Below are 12,063 nucleotides of genomic sequence, written 5' to 3' on the forward strand. Positions count from 1 at the left end.
TTAGCCCTTACTCTTTTTTATTATTCTTTTTTAAACAGGCTCTAAGTTTAAAATTTAAATACTTTGCTTATGCATAATTCCCCATTTTTCTAATTCTTCGATAATGGGTTTGAGTTGATAACCGATTTCTGTTAATTCATATTCTACTCTTGGCGGAACTTCTGCATAAACAGTTCTTGTAATAATTTTATCTTCTTCCAACCTTCGGAGTTGAAGCGTAAGCATACGTTCAGTAATATTTCCGAGGGTTTTTCTGAGTTCTCCGAATCTGAGTTTTCCGTTAATCAGATAACAGCAGATGGCAAGTGACCATTGTCCGCCAATTAATTTTGAGGCATAAAGCTCGGGACATTCATCTATGAGCGCTTTTTTATTGGCAAAATTGGTTGATGTTTCCTTTATTTTAGTCATTACTTACATTTTTTATAGTACCATACAATTGGTTGCTAATGTACGAAATGTAAGTTACACCTATTATTTTTGTAAAAGAAATTTAAAAATATGAAAACATTAGTCATCGTTATTCACCCAAAAATGGAAGAGTCGTTAATCAATAAAAGATGGGTGGAAGAATTAAACAAGTTTCCTGAAAAATATACTGTTCATCAACTGTACGAAAGTTATCCCGATGAAATTATTGATGTTAAAAAAGAACAGGAATTAATTGAAGCTTATGATAAAATTATTTTTCAGTTTCCGTTTTATTGGTTTAGCAGTCCGCCTTTATTGAAAAAATGGCTGGATGAAGTTCTTTTGCACGGTTGGGCTTATGGAAGTAAAAGCGGTTTTAAAGTAGGTGGAAAAAAGATCGCTTTGGCAATCTCAACAGGAATTGATAATGAAGGTTTTAGTGCTTCCGGAAAATATAAATACACGATGAAAGAATTAACAAGACCTTTTGAACTGAGCTTCGAATATGTAAAAGCAGATTACCAAAAACCTTTTGTTTATTATGGATTGGAACATGATCCTTCTCTCGAATGGATAGAAAAAAGTATTCCCCAATATCTTGATTTTATAGATCATCTGTAAAATATTTCTCCAAATAAATGCCACTGCTGACAGACACTTGTCAGCAGTTTGCATTACCTTTACTTTCTAAAATAAAATGATGGATCAAAATAATTTAGATAAAATAATAGAACGCTCTTTAGAAATCAGGAAAAAATACCATCAACTGGAGCTTCAGCAAAATAGTAGTGAATGGACGTTGGAGCAAGATGCTTTGGCATATCTTACCGATGCCGGATTGGTGGGTAGAAATGTGATGTCACACGAAAAAACCTGGTCAAAACAGAATTCTGCGACCGAGCTTGAGCATAAATTAGGCGAAAATATCTGGTGGCTCATCGTTTTGGCAGACCGCACAGGAATTGATATTAAAGAAGCGTTAGATCAATTTTTAACAAAAACAGAAAAACTATTCTAATGAGTTATTGTTCAGCAGTCGAAAGAATGCAGCCTGAAAGCAGAAAAGAGCTGCACAAAAAATATCATGACAATCATTACGGATTTCCGATTCATGATGACAATGAATTATTTGGAAGGTTGATTATGGAAATCAATCAGGCAGGATTGAGCTGGGAAACTATTTTGAAAAAAGAAGACGGTTTCAGAAAAGCGTATGATGATTTTAATATCGAAAAAGTTGCCGCTTATAATGAAGAAGATCGTGAAAGGTTATTAAGCGATCCCGGAATTATCAGAAATAAACTAAAAGTAAACGCTGCCATTGAAAATGCAAAAACGATTATAGAACTCCAAAAAGAATTCGGTTCTTTTGAAAAATGGCTCGAACATCATCATCCCAAAACTTTACAGGAATGGATGAAACTCTTCAAAAAAACTTTCAAATTTACCGGTGGCGAAATTGTCAATGAGTTTTTAATGAGTATTGGTTTCTTAAAAGGTGCGCACGCAGAAGATTGCGTTGTGAATGAGGCGATCTTAAAGCATGATCCGATGTGGAGGAAAGGGTAGGTTTTGTTTAAATTGAACTGGATTTAATTTAAACTTACATAAAAATAAGTTAATTATTTTCTGCTAAAACATATACAGAGCATTTTCCAACTTCTTGTATGTATATTTTTTTGTTAATTAATTTTACAGTTTTTTTGTAGGTTCCATATCCTCCACCCATTTTAAATGCTTGAATAGCTTCAATAATTATTTTCTGATTTTTCTTATAAATTACACCGTAAAAACTAGAAGATGACGATTTATTTAATAGTTGGTAGGCGGAATGGGTATTTTCTGCATAAAACTGATCAACTTTTCCATTATCATGTAGCATGAGATAGTCTTCATATTTTTTAGGGTTAGAGCCTCTGTGTATTTCAAGTTTGGGAAATATTGGCTCAAAATCTCTATGTGTAATGTATGCACCCTCCATTACATATAATTTATTATAAGCAACTCCTTCAATTGAATTATTACCAAATTTAGCCACTTTTTTCAACAGCCTATTTTCTATATTCTGAATAGATTGACAAGAGAGAAACGAAAAAGATAAAACACACATTACTATATTTAAGGATTTTATCATTTTATAAAAGTATTTATTGATTTATCATTATTTAAAACCTATAATAAACTATTTTTTATCTGCTTTATCCATTATAAAACCAATAATCAATAAAATAATTCCCAGAGCAAAAATTAGTTTCCAGAACATAAAACAGAATTGTGAAAGTTGAATGACAAAGCTAGAAAAATCTCCCCGTGCTGTAAACATTGAGATCCAAAAAATAAACATGATCATTGACAATGGAATCATTGAACCACCGATAATCAGCAAATATTTATATTTATACAATTGTTTTGTTTTCATTTTTTATAATTCTGAATTTTTAACATGATAATTTTTATTTCTGAGAAATTTTGACTTCTCTAAAAATCCCTCGTTCAGAGAATTGGCTACTCTTGGTTTTGTGTTTTGGAGTTAAAAAAACATCTCTGTCATGTACAAATTCCTTGGTCTTGTTAGCTAATTTGATTTCTTTTATAGATATTTTTTCTATTTCATGATTTTTATTTTCTATTAAATAAATTTCTCCCTTTTTTACTTTTAATTCATCCAGATGTTGTCCATTCATACTTTCTACATCATTCAAATCATAAAAAAATAAACTGTCTCTAGTTTCTTTAAAACTTTCAAAAACATAACGTTCTAAACCATTGTTTTTTTCAGAGTAACCACGATATTGATAGATTCTTGTGATTATATTTATATCGTTATTAATGTCATTTTCGGTTTTCATTACTTTAAAAATAGGAGTGCTTTTATAGTAATCGTCACCACACGAATTATAACAATCATGCGTTACCCCTTCAATATTTATTTTATTGGGAATTTCCGAAAGATTATAAAAAGGTAGTTCATTTGGTAAATCAATTTTAAAGCTTTCAGTTGAGTCTAAAATGATAAAACCATTAGCATTAGAATCTCTTCCTCCCCAAGCGTCATATTTATAAAGTATTTTTGAGGTGCCTTCAATTTTTTGAGCATATAAACTGCTAGTTGACCATTCTCCTAAACTCTTTCCACAGCCGTAAATTAAAAAAAGTGATAGAAGATAAAATAAGATAATAGGAATTTTCATTTGAGAACTATTGTATTTACAATTAAAATTATTGGTAACGGGAAGTACAAATTTAAATAATGCAATTTTATAAAATATATAAATTAAAATTAACTCATTCTCTAAAACCCTCCAACTCTCCAACCCAAAATCACCCCACCGTCGGTGTATCCTCTTCCTTCAAAATCTTTTTCTCTTTCATCGCCACCATCATTCTTTCGCGTTTGTATTCTGTCCAGTCGAATTGATTGAGGAAATCTAGAGCGGCAACAAATCCGGCATTGAAAAGCTGTTCTTTTTCTTCTCTTTTCATAAAGAAATTAAGCCAGCTACTCGTTCCACAATTCACTGTTTTTATGCTGTACAAATTGTAAAATGAATATTTGGTCAGGAAAGATTTGTCATTAAAACCTTTTAAAGTTTCAATAATATTTCCGGCATAGGAAAGTGGTGTTTTAAGGATTTGTTCGCTCGTTTTTCCTTTTTCTTCATTGATTGCAGAATCACTCGTTAACTGCACTCCAAAAAGTGGAAGTCGCGGATAGAAAATATCCGTTACATGAAAAAGATCGATTGGAAAATTGGAAATACTTCCGCCGTCGATAAAAATTCCGACAGGATAAATATTTTCTTTTGGGGTGTTCATCCAGAATTTCCAGGCGTATTTTACAGAGTCGTCGTCTTTGTTAATGAGCTTTTGCATCGGTTCAAAAAAGAAAGGAACAGACATCGAAGCACGCACAAATTCTGCCGGACTGATGTGTTTCAGCTCTTCTTCAGACCAATAAAGATTTGCCATCGTTGGAAGTTGTACTTTTATTTTTGCGTGAATGTCGGTTGTGACAACCATATATTCAGATCTCAACTGATAAAACGGATTGTTTTTGTAATAATCATTGTTTTCGATGCCTTCAAAATAAATTCTGTATTGCGTTTCATCGATATGTTCCAGATGATTCATTTTAATTTCTTCAATTCCGTTTAAAGCGTTGGTGTAAAATTCCATTCCGTTGCCGTAACGGTAATTGAGGTTGAGCTCATATTCCTTTTGAATAAATTTTTTATTGAGTTCTGCGACCGTTTTTATTCCGAAATCATTGAGTACATTTTTCATGGTGTCTTCAAAAACATTTCCGGGATTGAGTCCGCTGTTGCTTTTCTGAAAATTCAGGTAAAGCTTTTTTAAAATTAATAATAAAATAATCAAAGGAACAAGCGGAATCAGGAAATATAACTTGGCTTCTCTTGTTGTTTCTGAGGGAAGTATAAAGGGTAAACTGATTAATCCAACCGTCAGAATAAGGGTAATAATTAAATTGATCTTAAAGAAATTTTTATTGTTGAGCATCGCATGAATGGTGCTTTTTACATAGCTTTTTCCATCCATGAAATCTGCAAAATTCCAGTTGAAGAGTATTTCTTTAATGACTTCGCTTTTAGCTTCCTCTTTTGTTTTACAGGCTGCAATCAACATCGTATTAATAGCTCCTGCACTGGTTCCGGCAACTTTCAAAAAACGGATTCCAAAAATTTCAAGTCCGTATAAATAACCGACCAAAGCGCTTCCCCAAACTCCGCCTCCTTCCTGCACAAACTCTACATATTGGTTTCCTTCAGCATCCAGAAGATCAGAAAACTCTCTTTTTGAAATGTTTTCATGCAGTGCTTTCAGCTTTTCTTTGGACTCCTGAGAAAGTATATTTTCATCAAGAATTTTTTGGAGGATTTCGGGTTTCATGGTTTGGTGTGGTATTTTGTTTTTGATGTTGAGGTCATTGCGAGGAGCGAAGTGACGAAGCAATCTCAAAATTACAGGAAATTACTATTTAAAACTAAATTAAAATTTGAATATTGAGATTGCTTCACCTTCGGTTCGCAATGACTTTACCATTGTTTTCTTCTGGCATAAATAAACGTGCAGATCACAATGACTCCCATCACGCCTAAAGTATAAAAATATCCCTGTTTGGTATGCAGTTCCGGCATATTGTCGAAATTCATTCCATATAAACCTGCAATAAATGTAATGGGTAAAAAGTAAACCGAATAAATCGCTAAAACTTTCATCACCTGATTGGCTTTCTGATCAGACAGCGCCAAAAACATTGAAATTAAGTTGGTAATTTGAATATTCAAATGATCAAAATCGGCAACTACATCTTTGTGTTTATCTTTTAGATCGACCACTTCAGAATCTTGTAAATTGAGAAGTTTAAATTTATCGATAGCATCTGTAGAAATCGTTAAAACTCGGGAGTTCAGACCAGATTTTCTTTTCAGCCTGTATAATCTGCGAATTTGATTGGTATGATTGGTGTTTTTAAGGAAAATTTCGTTTTCGATATTATCCATTGTTTCAAAAAGACTGATGGCTTCATCATCGAAACTTTTCATGATAATCAGAGCGATCATTAACGCAACTTTATCGGGAGAACAGTTTCCCTGACCTGCCGAAAGCTGTTTTTTCGTCTCCGAAATACTTTTGGTTTTCATTCTGTGCACAGTGATAATCGTATTTTCCAGAAGGAAAATTCCGATTTTGGTACTGATGTCACTTATGGTGTTGAGGTTTTTTCTTTCCAGCTCGGTGCTTTCGCGTAAAAGGAAAAATTTTACGTTTCCGTCGGCTTCGTATTTGGGTAAGTGATTGGGGTCTAAAGTATCTTCCAGAAGAAGGTTGTTGATTTCATAACGTTCATGAAGGTATTTCATATCTTCCTCTGTAGGCGCTTCCACGTCTATCCATTCGCATCCCGAATCTCTGTAAATTGTATCAATAGGCATAAAGTAAAAATACTATTAATTTGAAATATGATGTATAAAATAAATTTTATCTTTACCAAAATTAGAAAAAACTATATGATTAAAAGTACAATAAAAGGGATCGGATTTCATGTTCCGGATCATGTGGTCACCAATGATGATTTAGCAAAACTAATGACCACCAATGATGAGTGGATTACCGAGCGTACCGGAATAAAAGAAAGAAGACACAGAATCAACCGAAATGATGCTCAGGAAACGACAGCTTATCTTGGTTTTAAGGCTTCTGAAAAAGCTTTAGAAAAAGCTGGTTTAACGGCAAAAGATATCGATTATATTGTTTTTGCAACACTTTCTCCGGATTATTATTTTCCGGGATGTGGCGTTTTACTTCAGGATATGTTGGGTTGTGATACTATCGGAGCTTTGGATGTGAGGAACCAGTGTTCAGGTTTTGTTTATGCAATGAGCGTTGCGAATGCTTTTATTAAATCGGGAACGTATAAAAATATTTTGGTTGTAGGCGCTGAAGTTCATTCATTCGGACTTGATTTTTCTGATGAAGGAAGAGGAGTTTCCGTAATTTTTGGCGATGGAGCAGGAGCAATTATACTTTCTGCAACCGAAGACGAAAATGCGGGCGATATTTTAGCGATGAATATGCATTCTGAAGGAAAATATGCCGATGAATTGTGTACCCAGTTCCCGGGTTCAAAATACGGCTGGAGCGACAGAATGAGAAAAGAGCCTGAAAATGTGACGAATAAAGAGGTTTACCCGATCATGAACGGCAACTTCGTTTTCAAACATGCGGTAACAAGATTTCCTGAAACCATGAAGGAAGCTTTAGACAAAGCAGGAAAAACAATTGAGGATCTTGATATGTTTATTCCGCACCAAGCGAATTTAAGAATTGCTCAGTTTGTACAGCAGAAGTTTGGATTACCGGACGAAAAGATCCATAATAATATTCAGAAATACGGAAATACAACGGCTGCTTCTATTCCTATTGCTTTAAGTGAAGCGATTGAATTAGGAAAGATCAAAAGAGGGGACTTGGTGCTTCTTTCCGCTTTCGGTAGTGGTTTTACCTGGGGAAGTATTTTGTTTGAGTACTAAATTGTCAGAGATCTTCGTCGTCACTTCGAGTAAGTTTTTGAAGAAAACTGTATCGAGAAGTTTTGATAATAAAAGCTGTTCTCGATACGCTTCGCTACTCGAATTGACGTAACCTAACAACTAGGTCGATAAATAAAAAGTCCCGCTGAGAAATATATTGTTCAGCGGGACTTTTTATGTTTTAAAATTAAAGATTAAAGGCTCTTCAATAGTTTTTCTGTATCTCCAGTGTCTTCACCAGCTGCTTTTCCAAGCTCTACTGATTTTTGCGCCCAGATTTTAGCATTTTTCTTGTCTCCAATTTTGTTGTAAAGGTTTGCCAAAGTATCTGTATTTGCATAATTTTCATTCTTTTTTACAGATTCCTCTGCCCATTTTACAGCGGTTTCAAGAGAAGATTTAGTCGTTACATTTTCAAAAAAGTTCCAAGCTAAAGAATTAAGCTGATCTGCGCTTAAAGCCGAAGTATCTTTATTCAATTCAATAGTTATTTTTTCATACGTTGCAAAATCTTTATCTTTCAAGGCTCTGCTTGCTTTTACTCTTTTCAAAAGGTTTTCTGCTTCATCTTTAGTCATGAATTTCTGAGTTTCTGCAAGGAAATAAGCTTCATCCAACTTTTTGGTTGTTGTGTTGTAAGCTTTCGCCATAACAGTGTTTACTTTCACATTTTTATCCATTGAAGCATATTGCTGTTCAGGAAGCATTTTCAAAATATCAGCTTTTCTTTCTATGAAAATTCTGTAAGGTGCACCTTCGGTACTTTTCATTGCCTGAAAAAGAAGACCTAAATTATCTCGTGTAAATTCTGGTTTTGAATCAAAATAACGCTCAATTACTTTGTTTGAAAAATCGGTATCATTATAAATGGTAAGATTAGCAAGGTTTAATAAAAACTCTGGATCTTTTTCTCCTTTTTCAAATTTTTGCTTTAAAGCAGTCAGTCTTTTACTAGGATCACCTGCATCCATAGCAAACTGGATGAAATCTTTTTCTTCAACATAACCGATTGTTCTGTGAACTTCTTCACCGTCACCGTTGATGAAAAGATAAGTAGGGAATACTTTTACATTGTATTTTTTTGCAAGGTCGATTCCTTCGCCTTTTTCCATGTCAATTTTTGCATTAACGAAGTTGGCGTTGTAATAATCACCAACAGGCTTTAACGGGAAAATATTTTTCACCATTAATTTACATGGGCCACACCAAACTGCATAAGCATCGATAAAAACAAGTTTGTTTTCTTTTTTTGCTTTAGCCAAAATACTTTTAAAATTTCCTTCTTCAAATTTAATTCCTTGTGCAAATGCAATTGCTGCAAGGAAAAGGAATGATAATATTGCTGTTTTTTTCATGAATTTTTTTTGTTGGATACAAATGTAATAATTAAGTTAAATAATTATTCTCTTTTTAATGAAAATAAGAGGTTTGTTTTGTAAATTTTTTAAAAATAAAATCCATAGAATATTCTACGGATTAGTTTTTTATCTTGAGCCTCCCACAGAGGTATTAGGTTTTGTTTCTTTGGTGCCATAATCGGTTGGTTTGGCAGCTGTATCTCGTAATGCTTTCGGAGTATCTGTTTCCGGTTGAGTAGGTTCAGAATGTTCTGCTGCAGATTCTGCAGATATGTTGAGCAAAGAATCTTTATTATGATTTTCTTTATACTCTTCTCTATTTTCTTTTTTGTCTGCACAGCTTCCTAAAGTCATTAAACCTAAAAGCATTGCTATTCCTGTTTTTTTCATATTTAAAACGTTTTGGTTGTTCAATCAAATATAAAAAATCTGCCGAAATTATCAGCAGATTTATTTTTGTCTGAAATTTATTTTTTAAACTTTTTATTTAACCGGAGTTGCAATGGTATCTACAGGTATTTTCACAGTATCCGGACTTGTCATCGGCATCGAATCTTTGCTTGCAGAGGTATCTGCAGTTATATTCATAGAATCTTTGTTTTCTGAAGACATCTGCGGTTCTTTCGATCCGCAGCTTGCCGCAACTAAGCCTATTCCAAAGGCGAATAACATTAACTTTTTCATAATACTTTATTTTTATGGTGTTTAAAAGGATAACCAATTATTATTCCGTAAAATGTGAACTTTATATTAAAATTTGGCAATATTTGTTAAAAAATAGTTGATGTTTATAAAATGTCGTAGTTCTACTACATGAAATCGTAGAATTACTACAATTTTCGAAATAATGGTTTGAAAGTTTTAAAAATATTTTTAGTGTCTCTATCTTTGGGTTATAGAAATCACAAAAATATTAACGATTTAAAATTTACTTATTATGGCAGCAAATTCAAGAGGAATCTTAAAATTCAACGGCAGCGAAGGTCAAAAATTATTAAAGCTGAACTACAGTGTTTCAAGATCTACAGATGTTTCAGGTAGAGTAGCATCAGATCCGTCAAACGCATTAATCAAATTAACAATCGAGGCAACAGAAAAATCTGACATCCTTGAATCATTGTTAAACGGAAAATACAAGCCTACAACAGGTGAAATTACTTTCAACAAGTCTCACGAAGAAGGTACTTTAATTACTTTAAACTGGGAAAACGGTTACGTAATTCAACACGAGGTAGACTTCGACGCAGTAGACGAAAACTCAATGTTGATCAGCTTTGTAGTAAGTGCTGAGAAAATCAACTATGGTAATTCTGCTTACGAAGGAATCTGGCCAACTGCGTAACAGCAATTCATTAAGGTTTATAGAGATTCAAATAAAGACTGTCCCAAAAAGACGGTCTTTTTCGACTCAATATTTGGCTTCAATTGTAATTTATTGTTTTTTATGGCAGCTTTATCCTTCTTCCACTCCCGCTTTTTTTATTTTTCGGTTATCACAAAAAAATAAAAAAGAGCTCCGTTCAAGCAGGGCTGCAATTGGCTATGTACTTTTTAGATTCAGTAAAAAGTATCAATTCTCTAACAAATAAAAGACAGTTAAAAGCCTGAATATGAAATTTATGACTTGAAATTTAGATAAATAAATAAAATTTAATATCTTTAAACCACCACATAATCACAACAATATGAATACCTCAGAAAAAAACGGAGGTTCCGTTTTCCGCCCATCTCAGAATGCGGCAGGAATTTCAGAGAATCATCATACCGGAATTAACCGATTGGTAAAGTTATCTTTGGTCATTGAAGGTAAGGTGATCAAATATTACAAACATTTCAAGCTTACCCAAAGCTCACAAAAACATCACGAATTTACGCTGACTTTAGCACATGATACTTTAGGCGACCGCCAAACCCATACTTTAGAAGAAGCGAATAAATTTTTAGGCAAAAGATTAACGGCTGTTATTTCTTATAAAGACATTGAAAACAGTCCGGAACGAACTTTTGTAGGCGTTATCACCGGAGTTGGTTTCAGTCAGGAAAGAATGAGTCTTGGAAATATTGTTTTGTCAGGTTACAGTCCTACAATTTTATTGGATGGAGCTCCTCATATTCAGAGTTTTGGTGGAAATCAGGCTGTCAATATGGGAATCATTGCTGAAGAAGTGATAAAACAGGGTTTAGATAAAAGTCGTTTTGATATCCGAATTGATACCAATGATTATTCTCAAATTATTTACAGCAGTCAATACGACGAAACGCATTATAATTATCTGGCGAGAATGGCAGAAGCTTATGGCGAACAGTTCTATTATGACGGTGAAGTTTTGCATTTTGGAAAACTTCCGCCACAAAATCAACCCATTAAATTAACGTATGGAAGCAGCGCCAACGACATAAAAGTTGAATTGAAAGCGGTTCATACAAAACCACAATTTTACGGTTACAACAGCAGTAAAAATGAAGTTTTGAAATCTGGTTTAACACCGATTCAGCATGTTGGAGATTTAGCAAAAACAGCTTATCAGCACAACGATACAATTTATAAAACACCTTCTTTGAGAGTTGCTCCAATCAAAGCAACGACTCATTTGGATGTAGAATATTCCCAAAAAAGTACTTCTGGAAGTGAAGCTGTGAATGTTTTTAATCTTTCAGGTTCTACAACCGTTCCTTTTTTACATCCCGGATGTAGCGTAGATATTGAAATGCGAAAACCTGATACAAATGAAACTTCATATTTCACAAGGATCATGATTACAGAAACCATTCATGAAATTGATACGATTGGTCATTACACCGGAAGTTTTGCCGGAATCGCATCAGACACAGGCTTTTTACCCAAACCTGAATTTACAGTTCCTATTGCGCAGCCACAAATTGCCACGGTCATTTCAAACACCGATCCAGAAGGACAGGGAAGAGTTCAGGTAAGATTTGACTGGCAAACGAATGACACCACTCATTTTATTAGAATGATGAGTCCCGATGCAGGAGGAACTGATCAGATTACTCAAAACCGAGGTTATGTAGCGATTCCTGAAGTTGGGGATCAGGTGATGGTAAATTTTGTACACAATCACCCCGACCGACCTTTCGTGATGGGTGGAATGTTTCATGGGGGAACAGCTTTGGGTGGATTTGCAGATAACCGTGTAAAATCTATCATGACGAGAAGCGGACATAAAGTGGTTTTTACAGAAGATGAAAGTATTATTATTACCGATAAATCGGGTAATGAA

At 33.9% G+C, this 12,063-nt stretch carries 15 protein-coding genes; 6 read left to right on the forward strand and 9 right to left on the reverse strand.

Features of this window, described 5'->3' with window-relative positions; all coding sequences use genetic code 11:
* Window positions 1–54: 54 nt before the first annotated feature.
* Window positions 55–411, reverse strand: coding sequence for a winged helix-turn-helix transcriptional regulator (locus OEW74_RS17990; RefSeq protein ID WP_265429780.1), 357 nt, complete (start codon window positions 409–411; stop codon window positions 55–57).
* Window positions 412–501: 90 nt separating this feature from the next.
* Between OEW74_RS17990 and OEW74_RS17995 the strand changes: the two genes are divergently transcribed.
* The 3 genes from OEW74_RS17995 (at window position 502) to OEW74_RS18005 (ending at window position 1,980) form a co-directional block, all read left to right on the forward strand.
* Window positions 502–1,032, forward strand: coding sequence for an NAD(P)H-dependent oxidoreductase (locus OEW74_RS17995; protein WP_265429781.1), 531 nt, complete (start codon window positions 502–504; stop codon window positions 1,030–1,032).
* 79 nt (window positions 1,033–1,111) lie between these two features.
* Window positions 1,112–1,429: a MazG-like protein gene (locus tag OEW74_RS18000; RefSeq protein WP_265429782.1), complete on the forward strand. Its 318-nt coding sequence runs from the start codon at window positions 1,112–1,114 to the stop codon at window positions 1,427–1,429.
* Entirely contained in the window at window positions 1,429–1,980 is a 552-nt protein-coding gene (locus OEW74_RS18005; RefSeq protein WP_265429783.1) for a DNA-3-methyladenine glycosylase I, read from the forward strand. Before OEW74_RS18000 ends, OEW74_RS18005 begins: the two co-directional genes overlap by 1 nt.
* Before the next feature lie 49 nt (window positions 1,981–2,029).
* Here OEW74_RS18005 and OEW74_RS18010 read toward each other — a convergent pair whose 3' ends face one another.
* From OEW74_RS18010 to OEW74_RS18030, 5 genes are all read right to left on the reverse strand, one after another.
* Window positions 2,030–2,458: a hypothetical protein gene (locus tag OEW74_RS18010; protein ID WP_265429784.1), complete on the reverse strand. Its 429-nt coding sequence runs from the start codon at window positions 2,456–2,458 to the stop codon at window positions 2,030–2,032.
* A gap of 135 nt (window positions 2,459–2,593) precedes the next feature.
* The gene (locus OEW74_RS18015; protein WP_265429785.1) at window positions 2,594–2,830 is read right to left on the reverse strand and encodes a hypothetical protein; all 237 of its coding nucleotides are present in this window, start codon (window positions 2,828–2,830) and stop codon (window positions 2,594–2,596) included.
* 34 nt (window positions 2,831–2,864) lie between these two features.
* Complete coding sequence (locus OEW74_RS18020; protein WP_265429786.1) at window positions 2,865–3,602, reverse strand: hypothetical protein; 738 nt, start codon at window positions 3,600–3,602, stop codon at window positions 2,865–2,867.
* Window positions 3,603–3,732: 130 nt separating this feature from the next.
* A complete protein-coding gene (locus tag OEW74_RS18025; protein WP_265429787.1) occupies window positions 3,733–5,319 on the reverse strand; it encodes a patatin-like phospholipase family protein in 1,587 nt (528 codons plus the stop codon).
* A 146-nt stretch (window positions 5,320–5,465) separates the two neighbouring features.
* Window positions 5,466–6,365: a CorA family divalent cation transporter gene (locus OEW74_RS18030; RefSeq protein ID WP_265429788.1), complete on the reverse strand. Its 900-nt coding sequence runs from the start codon at window positions 6,363–6,365 to the stop codon at window positions 5,466–5,468.
* A gap of 75 nt (window positions 6,366–6,440) precedes the next feature.
* Between OEW74_RS18030 and OEW74_RS18035 the strand changes: the two genes are divergently transcribed.
* Window positions 6,441–7,463, forward strand: a complete 1,023-nt coding sequence (locus OEW74_RS18035) for a 3-oxoacyl-ACP synthase III family protein (protein WP_265429789.1) — start codon at window positions 6,441–6,443, stop codon at window positions 7,461–7,463.
* Between the two features lie 194 nt (window positions 7,464–7,657).
* On the opposite strand, the gene OEW74_RS18040 is transcribed toward OEW74_RS18035, so the two are convergent.
* The 3 genes from OEW74_RS18040 to OEW74_RS18050 form a co-directional block, all read right to left on the reverse strand.
* Window positions 7,658–8,818, reverse strand: a complete 1,161-nt coding sequence (locus OEW74_RS18040; protein ID WP_265429790.1) for a thioredoxin family protein — start codon at window positions 8,816–8,818, stop codon at window positions 7,658–7,660.
* Window positions 8,819–8,947: 129 nt separating this feature from the next.
* Window positions 8,948–9,211, reverse strand: a complete 264-nt coding sequence (locus tag OEW74_RS18045) for a hypothetical protein (RefSeq protein ID WP_265429791.1) — start codon at window positions 9,209–9,211, stop codon at window positions 8,948–8,950.
* Between the two features lie 93 nt (window positions 9,212–9,304).
* Entirely contained in the window at window positions 9,305–9,505 is a 201-nt protein-coding gene (locus OEW74_RS18050; RefSeq protein ID WP_265429792.1) for a cytochrome C551, read from the reverse strand.
* Window positions 9,506–9,758: 253 nt separating this feature from the next.
* On the opposite strand from OEW74_RS18050, the gene tssD reads away from it, so the two are divergent.
* Complete coding sequence (tssD, locus tag OEW74_RS18055; protein WP_265429793.1) at window positions 9,759–10,163, forward strand: type VI secretion system tube protein TssD; 405 nt, start codon at window positions 9,759–9,761, stop codon at window positions 10,161–10,163.
* A 343-nt stretch (window positions 10,164–10,506) separates the two neighbouring features.
* Window positions 10,507–12,063 (forward strand): type VI secretion system Vgr family protein (locus OEW74_RS18060; RefSeq protein ID WP_265429794.1); only part of this gene is annotated, 1,557 nt, incomplete at its 3' end.

This window comes from Chryseobacterium sp. YIM B08800, assembly GCF_026163565.1.
Taxonomy (GTDB): domain Bacteria; phylum Bacteroidota; class Bacteroidia; order Flavobacteriales; family Weeksellaceae; genus Chryseobacterium.